The 21,532-nt window shown below is 40.4% G+C and carries 22 protein-coding genes and 1 other annotated feature; of the genes, 14 read left to right on the top strand and 8 right to left on the bottom strand.

The features are described 5' to 3' along the window. The first annotated feature begins 182 nt into the window (after positions 1–182). The 4 genes from J4G36_RS12835 to J4G36_RS12820 are packed head-to-tail and all read left to right on the top strand — an operon-like array spanning position 183 to position 4,039. Positions 183–1,160, top strand: a complete 978-nt coding sequence (locus J4G36_RS12835) for a LacI family DNA-binding transcriptional regulator (RefSeq protein ID WP_210470791.1) — start codon at positions 183–185, stop codon at positions 1,158–1,160. A gap of 18 nt (positions 1,161–1,178) precedes the next feature. Further along, positions 1,179–2,105, top strand: a complete 927-nt coding sequence (gene rbsK, locus J4G36_RS12830) for a ribokinase (RefSeq protein ID WP_210470790.1) — start codon at positions 1,179–1,181, stop codon at positions 2,103–2,105. 29 nt (positions 2,106–2,134) lie between these two features. Next, a complete protein-coding gene (locus tag J4G36_RS12825; RefSeq protein ID WP_210470789.1) occupies positions 2,135–3,094 on the top strand; it encodes a nucleoside hydrolase in 960 nt (319 codons plus the stop codon). A 30-nt stretch (positions 3,095–3,124) separates the two neighbouring features. Continuing rightward, a complete protein-coding gene (locus J4G36_RS12820) occupies positions 3,125–4,039 on the top strand; it encodes a nucleoside hydrolase (RefSeq protein ID WP_210470788.1) in 915 nt (304 codons plus the stop codon). A gap of 59 nt (positions 4,040–4,098) precedes the next feature. Here J4G36_RS12820 and J4G36_RS12815 read toward each other — a convergent pair whose 3' ends face one another. The 6 genes from J4G36_RS12815 to J4G36_RS12790 form a co-directional block, all read right to left on the bottom strand. After that, a complete protein-coding gene (locus J4G36_RS12815; RefSeq protein ID WP_210470787.1) occupies positions 4,099–5,214 on the bottom strand; it encodes a muconate/chloromuconate family cycloisomerase in 1,116 nt (371 codons plus the stop codon). Further along, complete coding sequence (locus J4G36_RS12810) at positions 5,211–5,861, bottom strand: 3-oxoacid CoA-transferase subunit B (protein WP_210470786.1); 651 nt, start codon at positions 5,859–5,861, stop codon at positions 5,211–5,213. The genes J4G36_RS12815 and J4G36_RS12810 overlap by 4 nt, the downstream gene beginning before the upstream one ends. Beyond that, positions 5,858–6,544 carry a CoA transferase subunit A gene (locus tag J4G36_RS12805; protein WP_210470785.1) on the bottom strand — a complete coding sequence of 229 codons (687 nt, stop codon included), beginning with the start codon at positions 6,542–6,544 and terminating at the stop codon, positions 5,858–5,860. Before J4G36_RS12805 ends, J4G36_RS12810 begins: the two co-directional genes overlap by 4 nt. A 16-nt stretch (positions 6,545–6,560) precedes the next feature. Then, a complete protein-coding gene (locus tag J4G36_RS12800; RefSeq protein WP_210470784.1) occupies positions 6,561–7,397 on the bottom strand; it encodes an alpha/beta fold hydrolase in 837 nt (278 codons plus the stop codon). A gap of 174 nt (positions 7,398–7,571) precedes the next feature. Then, entirely contained in the window at positions 7,572–8,168 is a 597-nt protein-coding gene (locus J4G36_RS12795) for a GNAT family N-acetyltransferase (protein ID WP_210470783.1), read from the bottom strand. Positions 8,169–8,472: 304 nt separating this feature from the next. After that, entirely contained in the window at positions 8,473–9,216 is a 744-nt protein-coding gene (locus tag J4G36_RS12790) for an SDR family NAD(P)-dependent oxidoreductase (RefSeq protein WP_210470782.1), read from the bottom strand. Between the two features lie 62 nt (positions 9,217–9,278). Here J4G36_RS12790 and J4G36_RS12785 point away from each other — a divergent pair, with 62 nt between their 5' ends. After that, complete coding sequence (locus tag J4G36_RS12785; RefSeq protein WP_246880599.1) at positions 9,279–9,983, top strand: TetR/AcrR family transcriptional regulator; 705 nt, start codon at positions 9,279–9,281, stop codon at positions 9,981–9,983. Positions 9,984–10,058: 75 nt separating this feature from the next. Here the strand turns inward: J4G36_RS12785 and J4G36_RS12780 are convergent, their stop codons facing one another. Both J4G36_RS12780 and zwf read right to left on the bottom strand, forming a co-directional pair. Next, entirely contained in the window at positions 10,059–10,400 is a 342-nt protein-coding gene (locus J4G36_RS12780) for a zinc ribbon domain-containing protein YjdM (protein WP_210470781.1), read from the bottom strand. 27 nt (positions 10,401–10,427) lie between these two features. Next, positions 10,428–11,879: a glucose-6-phosphate dehydrogenase gene (gene zwf, locus J4G36_RS12775; protein WP_210470828.1), complete on the bottom strand. Its 1,452-nt coding sequence runs from the start codon at positions 11,877–11,879 to the stop codon at positions 10,428–10,430. A gap of 336 nt (positions 11,880–12,215) precedes the next feature. Between zwf and J4G36_RS12770 the strand changes: the two genes are divergently transcribed. From J4G36_RS12770 to J4G36_RS12730, 9 genes are all read left to right on the top strand, one after another. Further along, positions 12,216–12,833 carry a cyclase family protein gene (locus J4G36_RS12770; RefSeq protein WP_210470780.1) on the top strand — a complete coding sequence of 206 codons (618 nt, stop codon included), beginning with the start codon at positions 12,216–12,218 and terminating at the stop codon, positions 12,831–12,833. A 197-nt stretch (positions 12,834–13,030) separates the two neighbouring features. After that, positions 13,031–13,531, top strand: a complete 501-nt coding sequence (locus J4G36_RS12765; RefSeq protein WP_210470779.1) for a DUF3231 family protein — start codon at positions 13,031–13,033, stop codon at positions 13,529–13,531. Positions 13,532–13,560: 29 nt separating this feature from the next. Then, positions 13,561–13,773 (top strand) — a binding site (T-box leader). Between the two features lie 44 nt (positions 13,774–13,817). Then, positions 13,818–15,257 (top strand): proline--tRNA ligase, encoded by a 1,440-nt coding sequence (proS, locus tag J4G36_RS12760; RefSeq protein ID WP_210470778.1) that lies wholly within the window; start codon positions 13,818–13,820, stop codon positions 15,255–15,257. Between the two features lie 484 nt (positions 15,258–15,741). After that, entirely contained in the window at positions 15,742–16,617 is an 876-nt protein-coding gene (locus tag J4G36_RS12755) for an ABC transporter ATP-binding protein (RefSeq protein WP_210470777.1), read from the top strand. After that, positions 16,614–18,743 carry an ABC transporter permease gene (locus tag J4G36_RS12750; RefSeq protein WP_210470776.1) on the top strand — a complete coding sequence of 710 codons (2,130 nt, stop codon included), beginning with the start codon at positions 16,614–16,616 and terminating at the stop codon, positions 18,741–18,743. The genes J4G36_RS12755 and J4G36_RS12750 overlap by 4 nt, the downstream gene beginning before the upstream one ends. Then, positions 18,740–19,423 carry a hypothetical protein gene (locus tag J4G36_RS12745; RefSeq protein WP_210470775.1) on the top strand — a complete coding sequence of 228 codons (684 nt, stop codon included), beginning with the start codon at positions 18,740–18,742 and terminating at the stop codon, positions 19,421–19,423. The genes J4G36_RS12750 and J4G36_RS12745 overlap by 4 nt, the downstream gene beginning before the upstream one ends. A gap of 18 nt (positions 19,424–19,441) precedes the next feature. After that, the gene (locus J4G36_RS12740) at positions 19,442–19,993 is read left to right on the top strand and encodes an RNA polymerase sigma factor (RefSeq protein ID WP_210470774.1); all 552 of its coding nucleotides are present in this window, start codon (positions 19,442–19,444) and stop codon (positions 19,991–19,993) included. After that, on the top strand, positions 19,986–20,786 hold the full coding sequence (locus J4G36_RS12735) for a hypothetical protein (RefSeq protein ID WP_210470773.1): 801 nt from the start codon (positions 19,986–19,988) through the stop codon (positions 20,784–20,786). The genes J4G36_RS12740 and J4G36_RS12735 overlap by 8 nt, the downstream gene beginning before the upstream one ends. Beyond that, the gene (locus J4G36_RS12730) at positions 20,783–21,508 is read left to right on the top strand and encodes an ATP-binding cassette domain-containing protein (RefSeq protein WP_210470772.1); all 726 of its coding nucleotides are present in this window, start codon (positions 20,783–20,785) and stop codon (positions 21,506–21,508) included. The genes J4G36_RS12735 and J4G36_RS12730 overlap by 4 nt, the downstream gene beginning before the upstream one ends. The last annotated feature ends 24 nt before the right edge of the window (positions 21,509–21,532 follow it).

The following is a 21,532-nucleotide window of genomic DNA, read 5'->3' as shown; positions in this document are numbered from 1 at the left end:
GGGTGAAATGCCTTTTTTTATTGGAATTAAACCGTAAGTATTTGTTGTAGTTTTCGAATGTTGGGTTAAATTAGAAGGTTGAGGTAACGATAATGGTATGATATACTTTTTTCCAAGTAACCGGTTTCTCGAACTCTTCATATTGTGTAACCGGTTTCATAGAGCGAGGAGGCATAGGGAATATGAAGGTAACGATCATGGATGTGGCAAATCATGCAAATGTTTCAAAAGCAACCGTATCTCGAGTTATCAACGATAATCCAAAAGTTGCAAATGAAATTCGGCAAAGGGTTCTTCTATCCATTAAGGAACTAGGTTATCGTCCTAATGCCTTTGCTAGAAATTTAGCTAATAACAGCTCTAATGTGATTGGGCTGATTTTGCCTGACATTACGAATCCATACTTTCCTGTCATTGCGAGAGGAATTGAGGATGCTGCACATCAGGAAGGCTTTTCGTTGTTTATTAGTAACACGGATAATAGCTCGAGTATTGAACAAGAATATATCCAGAAAATGGTGGGGCAGCAAGTTGGCGGTATTATATTAATCGCCTCCATTTTGGACGAGGATAAAGTAAACGAATTAGATAAATTAAACATTCCTTTTGTTCTATGCGATCGATTTTTAACAAATACGCCATTTGATACGGTATCGATTGACCATTATAAAGCTTCGTATGAGGCAGTTTTGCACTTAATTGAGAAAGGGCATCGAAAGATTTGTCATCTTTCAGGACCGGGTCTCGTTCAGTCAGCAGAAATGCGGAGGCAGGCGTATAGCGATGCCATGCAGGCGCATAATCTCGAACCGTGCATTCGGATTGGAGACTTCAGTTATGCGTCTGGTTATCAGCTGATGACCTCGATTTTGAAGGAATCAATGCCGACAGCAGTATTTGCGGCAAATGACCTAATCGCATTGGGCGCCATGAATGCCATTCAAGAACAAAATTTGAAGATTCCACAAGATATTTCTGTGATTGGTTGCGATGATATTTTATTCGCACAAATGAGCACGCCTAAGTTAAGCACTATTTCTGTTCCGGCCTATCAAATCGGTGTCACAGCTGTTGATATGCTCGTTGAGCGGATTTTGGGAGACAGATCCGTAGCCAAGAACTTGATTATGGCGCATGAGTTTATACAAAGAGAATCATAGTCGGGAGGGCTAAATGTAATGAGTTCAGATATTGTCGTTGTAGGAAGTATAAATATGGATATGGTAGTGACTGTTAGTCGGCAACCTAAGTGGGGAGAAACCATACTGGGTAGTAATTCATTTATGAGTCCGGGTGGAAAAGGTGGAAACCAAGCGTATGCTGCGGGCAAACTAGGGGCATCGGTCGCAATGATTGGTCGGGTTGGAAACGATATTTTTGCCGATCAGCTCCTCCAAAACTTGGAGCAAGTCGGAGTAGATGTCGCTTGTGTTGAACGAGTTGAAGACGAATCCACAGGAATGGCATTGATCAATATTAACGCAGACGGTGATAACAGTATCGTTGTAGCTCCGGGGGCTAATACACTTGTAACGCCTGACTTTATCAGAAAGCATGAGGGAGTTATCAGTCAGGCGAAGCTTGTTATGGCGCAGCTGGAAATTCCATTGGAATCTGTGCTAGAGGTTGCGAAGATTGCAAAGAAATATGACATTCCATTCATGCTTGATCCAGCGCCGTCTATGGAATTGCCAGATGAGCTTTATGAATTGGTGCAATATATTGTGCCGAACGAAAGTGAAATCGCTGAGCTAACGGGTATCGGAGTTTCCGATAAGCGTTCGGCAAGAGTTGCTAGCGTAGCGCTTTTAAACAAAGGGGTTCACACGGTATTTTCAAAGCTCGGTGCTGGGGGTGTTGTCGTGACTAATAAAAACAGGACCTTCCTAATCGAGGGATATGATGTCGATGTTGTGGATACAACCGCTGCAGGCGACGCATTTGCTGGTGCTTTAGCGACTGCGCTTGTAGGCGGCAAAGATTTATGGTCAGCAACCGGTTTTGCGAATGCGGTTGGCGCTTTAACTGTGACGCGTTCAGGCGCTCAAGTATCTATGCCAGATATGGATGAAACAGAACAATTTATAACAAGTTCAACAAAGTAAAATACAGAGAAAAAGGATGGTATCATAAAATGCTAGAAAATAAGAAACGTAAAATTATTCTTGATTGTGACCCGGGACATGATGACGCGATTGCCATTTTACTTGCAGCAGGAAATCCAAACATTGAATTAGTTGGAATTACAACTGTAGCCGGAAATGCAGAAATTGAAAAAACAACGACGAATGCGCTACAGGTGTGTGAAATCGCAGGCGTTTATGATATTCCAGTTTTACAAGGTGCTGGCCAACCACTGGTTAGAAAACGTGAAACGGCGCCTGATATTCACGGGGATTCGGGAATGGATGGTCCGGAACTGCCAGCGCCTACTAGAACAATAGGGGAAGAGCATGCAGTTGATTTTATTATTCGAGAGCTGATGGAATCAGATGGGGATATTACACTTGTTCCGACGGGTCCATTAACGAACATTGCGATGGCAATGAGACGTGAGCCAGCTATTTTATCTAAAATCCAAGAAATTGTCATTATGGGCGGCGGCACTTTCGGTAACTGGACACCAGCGGCTGAATTCAATATTTACGTTGATGCAGACGCGGCGAAGGTTGTTTTTGAAAGTGGCGTGCCGATTACAATGATGGGCCTTGACTTAACTCATCAAGCTTTGGCAACAGAAGAGGTTTGCGCGCGTATTGAAACTATTGAGAATCCCGCTGCGAAATTTGTAAGCGAATTACTGGTGTTTTTCCGTAAAACCTATTTAGAGTTTTTCGGATTTGAACATCCGCCAGTTCATGATGTTTGTTGTGTCGCTTATTGTATCGATCCATCAGTTGTTGAAACGCAGAAAGTAAGAGTAGACGTGGAAACAAAAGGAGAGCTCACATACGGAATGACGCTTGTGGATGTACACGGCGTAACGGGACTTGAACCGAATGTAAATGTGGCGATGCAATTAGACCACGCCAAGTTTTGGGATATGGTGGTCAATGCACTCGAAAGTTATCAAGACGTTTACAACGCAAAATAATGATGATGAATTGAGACGGAGTGAAACGATTTGAAACCGATTATATTTGACGTAGATACAGGAATTGATGACGCTTTGGCGATGGCTTATGCATTAAATTCTCCGGAGCTAGAGGTGCTTGGCTTTACGACTTGTTTCGGAAATGTACCTGTAGTGGATGCTACGCGAAATACGCTGACAGTGTTAGAAAAAGTAGCGAAGCCTATTCCGGTTTACCAGGGCGCGGCTCAAACATTCTTGGGCCGTGATAAGAAAACTTGGCCGAAACAAGTCCACGGAGAAGGTGGTTTAGGAGATCGCTTTATGAGTGACCCGATTACCGAGGCAGAAAGTCAATTCGCACCCGATTTCATCATCGAACAGGTGAAAAAACGTCCGCATGAAATAACAGTGATTGCGGTTGGTCCGTTGACGAACTTGGCGCTCGCAATTAAAAAGTCTCCGGAAATCATCCCGCTTGTTAAAGAAGTTATTGTGATGGGCGGAGCTGTAAACGTTCCAGGCAATGTGAATGAATACAGTGAAGCTAACATCATAGCCGATCCTGAAGCCGCTGAATATGTTCTTTCTTCGGGTATAGCGCTAACGCTTGTCGGACTTGATGTCACGATGCAAACATTATTGCCAAAATCAAAGCTTGAAAAATGGCGCACCGATGGCAACGAAAAAGGACAATTCTTTGCAGATATGACCGAGTTTTATATTGGGTATTATGAAAAAGTATCTCCTGGAATTGAAGGCTGTGCGCTTCATGATCCACTAGCGGTTGGTGTTGCCATCGATTCAGGTTTTGTGAAAACCGAGACGATGAACGTTAAAGTTGTGACAAAAGGGGAAGAGGCTGGAAGGACGGTCGGTACCCATGATGAAAAGGCGACAACCCGTGTATGTACAGAAGTCGATGCGAATCGTTTTTTAGAACATTTTCTAAATAGGGTTATATAAGTTTTGTTGCTAAAAAGGAAGCACAGTACATAGATTTGTATTGTGCTTCCTTTTGATACTTAAAGCACACGTGCATAATGATGCAACTTTTCTTGATCAATTTCCATGCCAAATCCGGGTCCATTCGGTATGATGACTTCAAAGTTTTCATATTGAATGTGATTCACTGTAATCGTGTCTTTGAATAATAATGGACCAAATATCTCTGTTCCGAATTTCATTTCTGGAATGGTGGCGTATAGTTGCGCACAAATTGCCGTTCCAAGACTGGATTCAATCATCGTTCCGCCGTACAAACCGATTCCGGCAGCCTCCGCGATGGCCGCAACTTTCTTTGTTTGTGTTAAACCGCCAGCTTTACAAGGTTTTAAAGCAATGCAATTACCTGCCCGGTGCTTTGAAATTTGGAAGACGTCTTGAATGCTATTTGCAGCTTCATCTGCCATGATAGGCACTTTGAATCTGGCTGTCAGTCTGGACATGCCTTCATAATTCCATATTGGGAGCGGTTGCTCAATCATTGAAACCCCACCGTCCTCTAAAGCTTCGATGCAATAGTTGGCTGTGTCTTCATCCCATGCCTGATTGACATCAACGGTGATTCTTGCTTGATCGCCCACCGCTTTTTTAATCTGCCGAACATGTTCCACATTCTTTAAGGGATCGCCAGCGCCGATTTTTAACTTGAAGATATTATGCCGTTTTTGATGTAAAAGCGCTTTAGCTTCTTCAATATCTTTTTCTGTATTTCCGCTAGCGAGCGTCCAAGCAATGGGGAGTGAAGTATGGATTTGTCCGCCGAATAACTCATAGGCGGGGACGCCTTTGCTTCTCGCAGCCAGATCGATAATGGCTGCTTCAACTACGGTTTTAGCGAAATGATTTCCGCGTACTAACTGCGACACTTCAAACATGATCTTGTCGAAATGAATCGGATTTTTACCGATAACCAATGGCGTAATATAGGTGTCAATATTGACCTTAATCGCTTCTGGTGTTGACTCCCCATAAGACGCGCCTCCGATTGTTGCCACTTCGGACCAACCTTCACGTCCTTCTTCATCCGTGACACAGCCAACAACAATCGTTTGTGAAACAATGGTATGCATGGCCAGTTGATGCGGACGAATGGTCGGCAAATCTATAATATATACATCAAAGGAACGTATTTTCATGGTTGTCCCTCAATAAAATCGGCTTCTGTTTTCTCTCTAACTTCTTCGATAGTGACACCTGGCATGAGTTCTACAAGTTCTAATTGTTTATCTTCAATCTTAAAAACTGCTAATTCGGTAAAAATCATATCCACACTTCTGGTAGAAGTAATCGGATAGGTGCATTCCTTTACGAGTTTGCTACGGCCATCTTTAGAGGTGTGGCTCATCGTCGCAAATACTTTTTTCGCGCCGACCAATAAATCCATCGCGCCGCCGACCCCCATAATATTTTTTCCGGGCACTGCCCAGTTTGCGATAATGCCGTTTTCATCGACTTGGAGTGCGCCTAAGATCGCGACATCGACATGACCTCCGCGAATCATAGCGAACGAATCTGAGCTATTAAAGTAGGCAGCTCCGATTGCTTCTCCAACCGGTAATTTTCCGGCGTTAACCAGGTTCGGATCCACGTCCGCATCTTCCACATCTGTCACACCAAGCAAGCCGTTTTCCGTATGCAAATAAATATTATCTGCGGCTAAGTACTCTGCCACTAGAGTAGGGATTCCAATGCCTAAGTTCACGACACAGGGTCCCTCTAATTCCTGGGCCACCCGCTTCGCAATCGTATGCTGCATATTCTCTCTGTTTACCTTTATAGTCATTTGGCCACAACCCCTTCCTTCGTCAACACTAGGTTTGCCTCGACAATGACATCGACGAATAGAAATGGCGTTACGATTTCTTCTGGGTTCAACATGCCCGGTTCCACAATTTCATCCACTTCTACAATTACTTTTTTTGCAGCTGTCGCCATCAATGGATTAAAGTTACGCGCTGTTTTGTAATAGGCGAGATTCCCAAGGGTATCGGCCTTATGCGCCCGAATAAGTGCCACATCAGCACGAATAGCTTTTTCCAATATATACTTCACACCATCAATCTCGCGTTCTTCTTTCCCTTTTGCGAGATCCGTTCCAACACCAGTCGTCGTATAATAACCGCCAAGTCCAGCTCCTCCCGCACGTAACGACTCTGCTAATGTCCCTTGAGGAAGCAGTTCCAACTCAATTTCACCTTTTTGATATTTATCACCTACATCGCGATTACTGGTAAAATAAGAGCCGATACCTTTTTTGATTTTGTTTTGATTCAATAAAATCCCGAGTCCTTTTCCTGATTCCCCAAGATTATTACTGACAATCGTTAGATTCTTAACGTCTATTTCTGTTAATCCATCAATTAACGAAAGGGGAGCGCCTATCAAACCGAAGCCGCCGACTAGAACGGTGTGCCCACTTTTTACAAAAGAGAGAGCATCTTGAATGTTATTCATAACCTTTGTCATCTATGATTCTCCTTATTCACGCTATTTCGCCCAGAAAAACTTCTATATATTTATTAATATCATCGCGGTTTTCAAAGACCATCGTGTAGTGATTGCAGTCGGATATCACTGTCTCAATGAATTTAGTAGATTGTCTAGTTTGCTCATAATCCGTTAAATAAAATAATGGCGGCATTGAGCCAATATCGCCTTTAGCATAAACAAGCAAGACGGGGCAGTCGATTTGTGAACAAATTTCCTCAGGATCAAACGTAAAGAAACTCTCAAAGTCAGCTATAATACGGGACTCTGTAGATTTATTTTCCCAGTGGTCACCGACAAACTCTACTTCGTATTCAACTGTCTTTTGCAACACATTATTCCATTCAATGCCTAAGTTCGTGTAAATTTTTTGTATCTCACTTACATAATGTTCCTTTGACGTAAACTCTTTGCTAAGTCTGCTTAAAGAAGGCTTTACAATGCTTCTTTGATGATCAGATGCTTTCGCTGCACCATCTAATAAAATGACAGCTTTTGTAGATGTTAATTTACTAGCTACAATCGCTGCGATAAAAGCACCCATCGAGTAGCCCAATAGAATAGGATTGTCGATTTTGAGTGCTTTAATTAATCCCAGAATGTCTTCTGCATGCTTAAAAATCGATGGTTCAGCATCTGTTTCGGCACTGTTTCCTCGACCACGCAAATCGACTGCTAAAAATCGGTAGTTTCCTTTGAACTTTTCCGCATAGTAATGCATATTTTTATGTGTTCCAGTTAACCCGTGCATGGCGATAATCGTTCCATTTACCCCAGGATAGTCTGCTATTTGAATGTCATGACCATTGATATTCATCTTATAAAAATCCAATTACACCACTCCTTTGAACGCTTTGCGTACAGATGGTGATTTTTCGTACAAGACCATCATAGCATAATACACAATATGTTTGTCTATGTGGAATATTATAAATAATTTAAATTCTAGTCTTGGCAAATAAAAAAATCCTGTCAATAAATAGACAGGATTCTTAAGAAATTCAACTTATAATACGGGTTGCATTTGGTTCATTAATAATTGTTCGATGTGCAATTTAACCATAGGCCATTCTGGACGAATAACGCTAAAGATTACAGTGTTTCGAGGGGTGCCGTCTTTACGCACCATATGATCACGTAAAATTCCTTCTTGTGTGGCACCAATACGAGCAATTGCATTTCTTGAGCGTTCGTTTCTTTCATCCGCCTGGATCTGAATGCGGTTAAGATTGAGCACTTCGAAGCAATATTGCATTAACAGATACTTGCAATTTGAGTTGATTGGGCTTCGCCAATAAGTGGGAGAGAGCCATGAAAAACCAATTTCAATTCGATTATGATAGGGATCGGGATTCATAAGTTTTGTACTCCCGATAATGCGATTTGTTTTATTGTCGATAATGACAAATGGATGTTCTTTACCTAATTCTTGATTCAACAATGATTGTTCTACGAATCTCGCAGCATCGTCACGACTTTGAATCGTCACCACCAAATGCGTCCATATTTCACTATAATTACCGGCTTCGAAAATCGCATCGATATCAGTAAGTTGCATGGATCGAATTGTAACAATGTCATTCACAAGCTCAATATTTTTCATCACAGGGCCCCTTTTTGTGTTCTGTATTTTTAAATCTATCCCAATCAGTTATCGAACCTCTGGATTAACATCTAGAGGGGAATGGGCTTCATCATAACGTGCACCAACAATCTATCTTGTTGTATATTATGTTGAATTATTTTTAGTGTAATGTAATTATAAGCGGTATCGACGAAAAAATGAAGTGAAACTTTTCGTATTATATATATATTCTTTCTACGTCATATTTGACCGTGAAAAAGCAAAAAAAGTCATGCAAATAATTACATTTTGCATGACTCTTTTTTTGGAATACTACTTAAAATCATTTTGCGGTTAGGCCGCCGTCGACAGGAAGTTCAATACCTGAAATATGGTTTGCTTCGTCTGATGCTAGGAATAGGATAGCCGATGCTACATCTTCTGCAATTCCTAATTCTGGCGTAGCGACTTGTGATAGGAAGTAATCTTTATACTGATCCATATGCGGTGCACTCATTGGCGTGATGATATAGCCTGGGTGTATCGAGTTCACACGAATCCCTCTTTTACCATAGTCAACTGCTGCTGCCTTCGTAATAGAGCGAACAGCCCCTTTGGAAGCCGTGTAACCACCAGCGCCTGCCATGCCCGTTAATGCAGCAGTCGATGAAATATTGACGATTGAACCGCCATTATTTTCTATCATTAAAGGAATTGCTAGTTGCATGCCGAACATGACGCTGTTTACGTTGATCTCGTATAGGCGCGCCCAATCAGCTTCTGTTTGCTCAAGGAAATCTTTTGCAAATGAAATACCCGCGTTGTTGACAAGGATATCAAGTTTATTAAATTTTTCTGTTGTTTGTGCATATACTGTTTCCCAATCTTCTTTCTTCGCTACGTTTTGTTTAACTGCAATTGCTTCACCACCGGCATCTATAATCTTAGCAACGACAGCTTGGACAGCTTCCTCATTGATATCAGTTGCGACTACTTTCGCTCCCTGACGTGCAAATAATAATGCTGTTGCTTCTCCCATTCCACTTCCGGCACCAGTTACGACAGCTACTTTATCTTGAAGTCTCATTTGAAAATCCCTCCAGTTCACATTATGATAGTTGGACTATCACTTTATTTAATTTTAACTGAATGAAAGAAAGATTGCAAAGAAAAGCGACGCGCTATAAAACTGTTATAATAAAAACGAACGGAGGTAGAACGATGACGGGGATTCAGCAAAAAAATAAAAATAAACGCTTTAGGAGTATTATCCAAACAGCAGAGGCGTTATTTATCGAACACGGACTTGATCACGTGCAAATGCAGCATATCGCAGATGCGGAAGGGATAGGCATTGCCACGTTATTCCGTTATTTTCCAAAGAAAAACAAACTCATCGTAGCTGTTGCCATTCACAATTTAGAACGCAGTATTCCTTATTTTGAAGATATTGCTTCGGCAGATCATCCGGCATATGAACGATTGAAGATGGTGCTTGATCAGTTAACGGTGAAAGATACGTCAGAACTAAAACATTCGACGAAGTTCCGTGAAGCATTTGAAAGCTATGCTTCCTTTGCGAAAGAACCATTAGATGATATTGAAGACTACATAAATGTTCAAAAAAGAATTGCGGACATCCTGCTACGTATTGTAGAAGATGGAAAAGTGGATGGTTCGATACGCACAGATATCCCGGTTAAGGAAGCGATTATTACGATTATTAATGTCTATGGCACATTTGGGGGCAATATCGCTTTAAAGTCGTCCATTTCCTATTTAGAAGATGATATCGCGCCAAATATTCAACAGCGAATGCTAATGGAGATGCTTCTCTCTTTCATTCGTCCGTGAAATGTATTGAAGGACAGTAAAAACTCTGCCCTAAAGCTGGGTTATCAACTTTAGGGCAGAGTTTAGTATTTGTATTTATAGTTTCTTAACAAATTCAGTTTTCAACTGCATCGCGCCAATACCATCAATTTTACAATTAATATCATGGTCTTCATCGACTAATTGGATGTCCTTAACCTTCGTACCTTTTTTTACGACAGCTGAGCTACCTTTTACTTTCAGGTCTTTGATGACAGTAACGGCATCTCCATCATTTAAAATATTTCCATGCGCATCTTTGTAAACTTTTTCTACTTCTATTTCTTCGGATTCTGATTCTAACGTCCATTCATGTGCACATTCCGGGCAAACAAAAAGATTCCCGTCTTCATACGTGTATTCAGAATTACATTTTGGACAATTCGGCAATTCATTCATTAAATAAGTCCCTCCAAGTCTTCATGATTACCACCACTTAAATTGATCGGATTGCAATAGCTGATTCGCTGCTTCTGGACCAGTTGAGCCCGCAGTATAAGGGTGTAAAGGTAGCATGTCCGCCTCAAAAGCTTCTAGTAACGGTTGAATCCATTTCCACGAAAGTTCGACTTCTTCCCAATGCGCAAAGAATGTCGCATTCCCTAGCATCGCGTCAAACAGCAGGAGTTCATAGGCTTCTGATTGGTCATCCGAATCAGTCGTGAAGTTAATGCAGGCAGGTTCGAAACGATTGCTTGATGGATCTTTTATATTCAGTCTTAAAGAAATCCCTTCATTTGGATTAATGTCGAGTATCAATAAGTTCGGGATAATCCCTTCATCCGGAAGCACATCAATTTGCTTTGCCTTATTTTTAAATTCAATAACAATGCGTGTAGATTTTTTATTGAGCCGTTTCCCCGTGCGAATATAGAAGGGGATACCTTGCCATAACGGATTATCAATATATAAGCGTGCTGCAAAATAAGTGTCGATATTTGAACCAGCCTTTACACCAGGTTCCTCTTGATAACCTTCAACGGGTGTTCCAAGGACTTCACCTGTTTCGTATTGACCACGGACCACGTCGCGGTGTGCATCTTCTTTTGAGATGGGACGGAGCGCATCGATAACTTCAATTTTTTTAAGGCTAACTTCTTTTGCAGTTACTTTTTCAGGCATATGCAAGGCAGTCATCATCACCAATTGGAGCAGGTGATTCTGAACCATATCGCGTATAGCTCCAGCTTGGTCGTAATAGGCGGCGCGGGTTTCAACACCCACTGTTTCACTTGCGGTGATTTGAACATTGGCAATTTGTTTAAGATCCAATAAGGATCCTAAAGCCGGATTGGCATATACTAATGACTCTAGATTTTGGACCATCGGTTTACCAAGATAATGGTCGATTCGATAAATTTCTACTTCGTTGAAGGCTTCACTCAATTTCTTATTTAATTGTTGAGCTGACGCTAGATCGCTGCCAAATGGTTTTTCAACGACTAATCGTCTCCAGCCTTTGGTTCGGTTAATTCCATTTTTGTTAAGATTTGTTGTAATGACATCGACTAACTGAGGCGCAACGGATAAATAGAAAAGGCGGTTTCCCGGTATGCCTAGTTCGCTTTCTCTGTTTTCAATGAGTTCATGCAAAAGTCGATAGGAATTTTGGTCTGTCGCATCGAATATACAGTATTGAAAACAGGTTAAAAAGTCTTGCAAACCGTCTGATTGAACAGCCCTCCTTGAATGGGCTCTAATCGATTCTTCTACTTTGGATTGGAAAAATTCGTTAGACCACTCTCGCCTTCCTAACCCGATCACAGAGAATGACTCTGGTAATTTTCCTTCTAGAAAGAGATTATACATCGCAGGAAATAACTTGCGCTGCGCTAAGTCTCCTGTCGCTCCAAATAAAACAAAAGTCAGGTCTTCCATAATCCGATTTTCTTGGACATCTATTAAAGAACTTTTCGTGTTGAATTCGTCCAAAAGGCTTTCGTTCTCCATCTTTAATTCGCTCCTATTTTTTACATTCAGTATTTTTATGCCAGGTATAATAATAAGGATAACCCTTAGTATACTATTGTCTGGCATAATGAAAAAGAAATGATGACTAATTTGTAAAAAGTAATTAATTTCAAAGGATGAAAAAATCATCTTTTCGAACAATTAGCTTTCAACTAAAGTAGCTATACTAGACAAAAACACAGCTAACATGCGAACATAGTGTGTATAAGCATATATTTAATACTTAATGAATGGGATGATAATATGAAAATGTATGATGTCACAGGAACAGTTTACGAAGGCATGACAGTTTATAAGGATAACCCCAAAAAACAACCGAAATTTAATACAGTAACGAATGGTTACGTCACTGAAACACGGGTGGAGTTAGATGTACATACGGGAACGCATATTGATGCGCCGCGCCACATGGTTGTAGATGGTGACACGTTTGAATCTGTTCCAATGGATGATCTAGTAGGTCAATGTAAACTATTCGATTTAACAAAAGTTGAAGACGGCATAACGAAAAAGGACTTAGAACAATTTGATATTCAAAAAGGCGACTTTGTCTTTTTGAAAACGAAAAACTCATATGAAGATGCTTTTAACTTTAAATTTATTTATCTTGCTAAAGACGGCGCAGAGTATCTTGCTGAATTAGGTGTTAGAGGTGTTGGAATCGACACACTCGGTATCGAACGGGATCAAGAGGGCCATCCTACGCATAAAACATTATTTGCAGAAAAAATCATTATTATTGAAGGACTTCGTTTGAAGGAAGTTGAGCAAGGAGAGTACTTCATGGTTGCAGCACCACTTAAATTAACGGGTACAGATGGATCGCCTGCAAGAGTGTTATTGTTTGAAGGGTTAAAATAATCTAAGCAAGTAAATAGAGGCTGTCATAGATAATCAGTATTTTACTGACTTTCTTGACAGCTTTTTTAATACCGTTAAATTCATTTCAAGTTTTGTCATTCAGAAAAAATTTAGTCAAACACTGCATAATGAAACCTTAATCGTCCATACTCTTAACGATAGAACTTTGCAAAATATCAACAGGAGGAATGTTAGTTATGGGCATTATGGATGGAAATCCGAAAAAGGATCCAATGCATTACGGCGAAGTGATTGGCGTATGGGCATATATTGGGGCAAGTAATGGTTTAATCAGCGGTTATGAAGCATTCGTTAACCACGCAGCGGATAAAGATCTAATAAAACTTCTGGAAGAAGCAATTGAAACGATGAAATCAGAAGTTAAAGAGCTTGAAGGTGTTTTACAAGAGAACGGAATTACGCCTCCTCCCGCATTACCTGGTCGAGCAAAAGCCAATGCAGAAGACATTCCAGTTGGCGCAAGATTTATGGATCCAGAAATTAGTGGCGCTATATCGATAAATGTCGGGCAAGGAATGGTGTCGATTTGTCAGGTAATGGGGCAGTGCCTAAGAGAAGATATTGCTGCGATGTTCGCTAAATATCTGAAGGATAAAATCATGTTTGGCGCAAAATTATTGCGCATGAATAAGGAAAAGGGATGGATTATTCCACCGCCGCTTCATACCTCAAGTTAGCAATTGAATCGAAGAGTTGTTATAATTGTGGAAAATCTTAGAAGTGGCCAAGTAAATAAGAAATGTGAAACAGAAAGTATAGCGAAAGATGAGAGCTATATCACCGAATCTTATCGAAACCTACCACTGAGATGTTATGCCAACATAACCGATTCGTTTTCGTTACCAAACGTTTAGAGGGCTTTAACGTTAAGCTAAACTAAGGTGGTACCACGTCTATCCAGCACAAAGACGTCCTTTCATTAGGACAACTTTGTGCTTTTTATTATTTAAGGAGGGGAATTCTATGACCAATCTACAGAAAAATGATTTTTCAAAGTGGTATATCGATACGATTCAAAAAGCGGACTTAATGGATTACACGCCAGTTCGCGGGTGTATTGCTTTTAAACCGGACGGCTATGAAATATGGGAACATATTCAGGCCGAAATGGACCGACGCTTTAAAGAAACGGGGCATCGTAATGCGTATTTTCCGATGTTAATACCGGAGTCCTTTTTTGAAAAAGAAAAGGATCATATCGAAGGTTTCTCACCAGAGCTTCCTTGGGTGACTGAGGCAGCCGGGGAGAAGTTGGAGGAACGATTGGCACTTCGACCAACATCTGAAACAATGATTGGCTATCTGTATTCAGATTGGATCAAAAGCTATCGTGACCTACCCGTCCTAATTAATCAATGGGCGAACGTCTTCCGCTGGGAGAAGAAAACACTTCCTTTCATTCGCACTTCTGAGTTTTTATGGCAGGAAGGACATACCGCGCATGTAGATGAGGAAGAAGCTCGCGCGGAAACGATGCAAATGCTGAACATTTATAAAGAAGTGGTGGAGGAGCTACTGGCAGTACCGGTTTACGATGGACAAAAAACCCCTTCCGAACGTTTTGCGGGTGCGGTTGATACATATTCGATTGAAGCGATGATGAAGGACGGGAAAGCAGTTCAAGCGGGCACTTCGCATTATTTGGGGACGAAATTTGCCGAGGCCTTTGATATTAAATATTTAACGAAAGAGAATAAGCATGAATTCGTTCATACAACTTCTTGGGGGACGTCGACCCGTTTAATCGGTTCGGTCATTATGACACATGGTGACGAACAAGGTCTTGTCTTACCACCACGGATTGCGCCGACACAAGTGGTTTTAATACCAGTTGGACCGTGGAAGAAAAACCCTGAAATCATGGAAAAATTAGATGAAGTTTTTGTAGAATTAAAAGGCCGAGGAATTCGCGTACGCCTAGATGATTCCGATCAATCACCAGGCTACAAATTCAATGAATGGGAGTTGAAAGGTGTTCCGATTCGAGTCGAATTAGGGCCACGTGATTTAGCGAAAAGCGAAGCACTGATTAAAGCACGTGATGAAGAAGAGAAAGTTGCTGCCCCGCTTTCAACAATAGCGGATTACGTTGAATGTGCATTAAATACGATGCAAACTCGTTTACTTGAAAAGGCACGCGCATTCCGTGAAAAACATTCCCATACGCATGTCGATTCACTCGAACAATTAGCGAAACATATTGCTGAGTCTGCGGAAAATGGAGAAATCCCTGGATGGGTGCTTGCTGGTTGGTGCGGGAAAGATGCGTGTGAAGAACAAGTAAAAGAAGAAACGAAATTTACAACACGTAATATCCCGTTTAATCCACCGACGACTAAATCGACTTGCATTAATTGTGAGAAAGAGTCGAAGCATACTGTTTGGTTTGCCAGAGCTTATTAATGATGATTATAAAAGTGGGGCTGTCTCAAAAAAACGAAAATCGCCAGAACGGCTCGCTTTCCACGGGCATCGCCTCAGTCTCCTCGTCGCAAGCTCCTGCGGGGCCTTCGGTCGACGCTATTCCCGTAGGAGTCTCGCCTTTTCTGGCAATTTTCTAGAGATTTCATATGAAATAAAGAGTAGTAAAAAAGGTTGAGGAAATAATGACAATTTCCTTAACCTTTTTTTAGGTGCTAATTAAACGGCTCTTTTTTGTTTATCAATATGTTAGTTTTTTATTCTCTAGTGTGTAAACGCCGTCTACTCTAGTTGAAAGAATTAGATTTAACATCCCCATGAAGAAAACCCCTTTTAAAGTAGTATAACTAATATTCTATTCCGGCTACTTTGAACGGTGGAAATAAAGTTTAAAGTTTATGTTGTGAAACATCCCACGTCGTCTATCCGTGTAAGCAATAGAAATGTATTTGGGGGAGAGAGTTCTATGCCTACGATAAAAATAGAAGGATTAAATAAATCTTACCGTAAAACTCAAGTATTAAAAGATGTTCATCTTGAAATTGATACAGGGTTATTTGGGTTACTGGGACCGAATGGTGCAGGGAAGACCACTTTAATGAAAGTGCTGAGTACGATTCTACCTTGGGAAGATGGAGACGTAACGATATATGATCAAAACCTTTTAAAAGAAGGAGACAAAGTTCGGGAATTGCTTGGTTATTTACCGCAACATTTCCATGCGCCAGGGCAATTTACCGGTAAAGAATTTTTACATTATGTTGGGTCGATGAAAGGTGTTATTGATAAAAAAGAACGAGCCGAACAAGTCGAACGGCTTTTGGATGAGGTGAATCTTCAACTGCATGCGAATAAGAAAATCAAAAGCTATTCAGGCGGCATGAAACGGCGTCTTGGCATTGCGCAAGCATTGTTGGGCAATCCCAAATTAATCATTCTTGACGAACCGACTGCGGGACTAGATCCATCCGAGCGTATTCGATTTCGTAATGTCATTGAAAAATTGAGTAAAAATCATACCATTATTTTATCCACTCATATTATTAGCGATATTGAATCGAGCTGTGAAAAAGTTGCTGTGTTGAATAATGGGGAAGTGCTTTTTCATGGTACGACCGAATCACTAGCGACCCAAGCTGTAAACTATGTTTGGGAGTTATCCGTGCCTTATTCCGACTACGACATTGTGGAAAAAGAATACGCCATTATTTCAAGTCGAAGGGAAAAAAGTAATGTTGTTTTTAGGATAATTGCAGAAACCTCGCCGAATGAGCATGCCGTAGCGGTGCAGCCGACGATTGAAGATGGGTATATGGCGGTTATTAATGGGGTGAATAAATGAGTGTGTTAAAAACGATTTTCTGCACTGAATTATTGCTGCTACTCCGTAATAAATTTATCGCCCTACCTTTGATTGTAAATTTATTGGGTTGGGGATACATCGTAGTTTCTTATGAAATTCAAGGGTTGCATTTTAGGGAGCGAGCAGCAGCATTTTATAGTGGATTTATCTGGATGACCATGTTGAATTTATTAATCATAGGCTTACTAGCTGTTTATATGGCGGGGAAAGATCGGGAAAGTGAATTTGAACATTTAGTCGCAACTTATCAGGTGAAAAATGTCGAATGGATATTGGGGAAATGGTTGGTTGCGCAATTGTATGGTCTTTCTATTACACTCATCACCATACTTATTCAAGCGGGTTGGTTTTTGAGTGGAAAGATGGCAGTCGGTGATTTAGCTAAAAATGTCTTCTATTTATTTGTTCAAATGGAAGGTGCATTCTTTTTATTGATTTCATTTGGTTTTTTATTTGGAATCTTCATGAAAAACATGTTTGCTTATCTCGCTATTCCAGCTATTTTAGTCCTCTCTTTGGGGCTACCTTTTGATTATACTGGCGTTGCTTTAACGTTTGATAATCCAAGGTTACACTTATTGACACCGTTTGACTATATGTTTATCGAGTCGCCTTATGAAGGAATTTGGGGAATTGATCGGGTGTTTGGAAGTGCGATATTGCATCAAGCCGTCGTTTTACTTTTTGGAGTTATCCTAATTCTTTTGACATTATTGATCTTCCGTTCAAACCGGAGGATACAGAAGGAAAAAAAGGTCGTTCCTATTTTAATAATAATCCTTGTGATTCCGACACTTCTGTTAGGCGGTATTCGCTATGGGCAATACAATCAAGCGTTGGAACAGTTTATCACCACTGGCCAGAAGTATGCGAAAGAGTTTGAAGGGGATGAAGAAGATTATTGGAAGTGGGCGAATTCCTATTATGATGCCTATCTTGATCATACGAAATATGAATTTTCAATGAAGCGTACTGATTTAGCTATTCAACTACAACCTGATAATCAAATCGATGTGAAGAGCAATTTGACTATCAAGCATAATGGCGATGAACCAACAAATGAGGTCTACCTGACTTTGTATCATGAACTTGAAGTGTCAAACTGCAGTAGTGAATTTGCAGAAGTTACATGTTCACGTGAAGGGGATTTGGTTACTGTACATCATGAAAAATTGCTTGAACCAGGCGATGAATTCAATTTAAGTTTAAATTATCACGGGAACATACTGCAATACCGTGACGATGGCTACATTGAACATTCATTTATTCAAAACAATAGAGTGTACCTTCCGAAAGAAGCGGGCTGGTATCCACTTATTGGAGAACGGCAATTGGTGATTGCGCATGAGCATGATAAGCGCTTTGTGCAATTTGAACAAAGGAATGGAAGACTTGTAGAGGGTTTTCCTACAGAATTCACTGTAGAAATTATAAATGAGAATCATGAAATTCCGCTTTCTTTATCAATTCCAAATGTTGAAGCTGGCCTCTATCAAGGAACTTCTCAATATGGTTTGTCTTTAGTCGGTGGAAATATAAAAGAAACGATGGTCGACCAAATTCGAGTTGTTGGACACCCGGAAATAGTAAGAGGTGCTAGAGAAACAATCCGTGAATATCAAAAAACTTGGAAGTTTGTTGAGGATTGGTTGGAAGTTCCAATCACTCCTGAAGTGATTTATATTTTAAATGATGGGCATTCCCATCTTGCGCAGTATACGCCTAGTCAGGAATTTCTTGTGTGGGGAACTGATTTCCTTGGGGATATGAGGGAGTCGACGATTGCCTATCAGGCACTCGAATATCTTATGAAAGAAAATTTGAGATGGGATAGAAGCACTGATTTACATCTACTGAATGAACTAGTTGAATGGTCCATTTTAAGTTCAATTTCAGATGAGGGCAGTTTTAAGAAGTGGTACAGCCCGATGGTTACGCCGATGGAAGAGACGGAGCTGGTGGAAGCTCTGGCTAATTATGATGAACGAGGGAAATTGAACGATGTCATTAAATTTTTGTATCGCCAATATGCCCAATTAGAAGACAAAACCGAATTCGACATCGAAAAAGCTTTGCGATTATACGAAAGAGATTCAAGTTTATGAGCGGGGGCTTGATTCGACTTCGACTGATTTTGAAGCTATGGTTTACATCAGTATATTCAATTTGTGTGATGCTACTGATTCCAATTGTAGCGATAGTGATTTATAATCAAGGGTCCTATACAGTTGAAGACTTATTGAGTATTTTTTATGAAGAGGCGGCACCGATTTGGTTCGTGGTCATTTTACAGTGGTGCTTGTCGATTGATTTTGATTCGAAGTTTCATATGCAGGTAATTACTTATCCAATTGCTAGGTGGAAGTTTCTTTTAGAAAGGCTCCTATTTTCAACGGTTATTTTTATCGGTTTACTAATTGTCGTAACATTAAGTTTGACTTCAATCATGGGGTTTTTTATTTGGCAGAGCCTGGCGTTTACAATTCCCATTTATATCGCAGTTGCTGGATTAGTAGTTGCAGGCACAGTCATTGCCAATCATTCAGTTGGTGGTTTATTGGCGGGGATTCTATTTTGGATGTTTTATGAATTTGGTGGGCTGTTTTTAGGGGATTTAAATGTGATATTAATTAAGTATGGTAGTGTTTATACGTTTGTGAAGGGTGAAACTGGATTTTTCGCGAATGAAAATCATTGGATTCTTTACAATCGATTATTTTATATGGGGATTGGCGTTTTATTAACGGGGATCGCAATACTACAATTTAATCGGAAGACGGTATAAGAATACGGAGGGATAGGAATGCAAGATGAAGATTATATGCGCCAATTATCATTCGGGAATGACACGGCATTAGACACGCTTGTTTTCCGGTATCATAAACCTCTGTATGGCTATGTGTACCGATTGCTGAAGGATGAAAAACTAGCCGAAGACATTGTTCAGGATACGTTTATGAAGATTTATCAGCAGGGGCAAAAAGGGTATATTCCTGATTCCTTTAAACCTTGGATGTATAAAATCGCGACAAATTGTTGTCGGGATTATTGGCGTAAAGCTTCTACAAAAAAAGAGTATTCTACAGATAGAATCGTGGAAGGACATGGGAAGATTCATCATATTATTGATCGTCAGCTTGAACGTCAATGGATGATTGACTCTTTGGAACAATTGTCGCCTGATTATCGAATGGTTTTGTATTTACGCTTTTACCAAGACTTGCAGTACGCGGAAATTGCTTTAGCGTTGGAAATCCCTCTGGGTACGGTGAAAACTTGGATCTCAAGGGGTTTAAAACAACTCGAGAAAATATTGCTAGAAGATGAGCGGAAGGGGGCGGGCGTCAATGAATGAAGACCATGAATTATCACGTTTAGAAAAAGAATGGAAAAACAGTTTCGAACGTTTTACCGCCCCTGAACCTTCAAGAGAACAAACGCTGAATTTAATTCAAAAAATAAAGGCAGCAGATGAAAGTAAGCCAGTTGATATGCGGGCAGCGCTGGAGGCGCAACAAGAAACGCAAACAATTTCATCCAAAGTGGCCAGTTTGTTTTTATCCCAATGGAATTTTCACGGCGCACGTAGCTGGCTTCTTACAGGCATTGTACTACTCATTTTGACGATTACGATTAGCCAAAACGGCGGGAACACGGCAACTGATTTCCTAATATGGATTAAGTGGATCACATTAATCATAATCGCGGGGATGGGCTATGCATTTCGTTCGAAAAATGAGGGCAATGAAATCATTGAAACGTTAAGTTATTATCCATTGGGCCAACAGATGTTTACGCGATTTATGATAGTAATGGCCATACAATTGGCGATTACATTGCCACTTAGCTTTATCGTACTAGGTAGTGTAAGCTCGGTTTTGTATTTATTGAGTTCATTTACGCCGATTCTATTCTTCGGAGTCGTTGGATTTGTTGCAACTATGTGGCTCGGTCAAAAAGTCGGCATACTCCTTGCGCTTTTTGTTTGGTTTGCTCAAGTTCTTTTGGGGAAGCAATTAAAATTCGCGGCATTATTTCAGTTGCCAGGAAATGATTACTTTGTACTGACGAATATTGTTGTAATCGGAATTTCTGTCCTTTTACTTTGCAGTGTTCCTTTGAAAAACCGTCAGGGGAAATTGGCATGAGAATTGCACTTAATAACGTAGGAGCGACAATTCATAATGTCAAAGTTCTAAATGAAATCACTTGCTCATTTAAATCAGGAATTACGTACGTTGTCGGAAAAAATGGGGCGGGAAAAAGTACACTTCTAAAACTGATTGCTACCGCCACATCACCAAATAATGGAACGATAAACTATACAAGATTAATGCGCGATGAAAAAGTAGGAACACATCGCTTGCCGTTAAGGATTGAAGAAGTAAGAAGAGTCATCGGTTTTATGCCCCAGGACTTTACGGGTCATGCTGAAATGACGATTGAAAGATATTTAACGTATATGGCTTTTCATAAAGGAATTCCGCATACACGGGTTAAGGATTTACTGAATGCATGGTTAAATGATGCGAACTTATTAAAGCTTAAACGAAAAACACTTCGAAACCTTTCAGGCGGGCAACTACAAAAAGTGGGGTTGATACAAGCGCTTCTTAATCAACCGCGAATTTGTGTTTTGGATGAACCTTTTGAGGGTCTAGACACCGAGGAAAAAATGTTTTTTAAACGGGTCCTCCAACGGCTTTCATTTCATAGTGTTATCATCATTAGTACGCATTTACTTGAAGAAATTGATCCATCCGAAGATAACAGCGTCCTTTACATCGAAGAAGGTGAACTGTGTTTTTACGGCGGTGTAGATGAACTTGATAAAGTAGTAAAAGAAATATTGTTACTAAAAGAAAAATAACGCTCCCTCCATTATCGAAGAGGA

Origin of the sequence: Sporosarcina sp. 6E9 (genome assembly GCF_017921835.1) — a bacterium.
Taxonomy (GTDB): Bacteria; Bacillota; Bacilli; order Bacillales_A; family Planococcaceae; genus Sporosarcina.
This window is presented reverse-complemented; position numbering and strand designations above follow the sequence as displayed.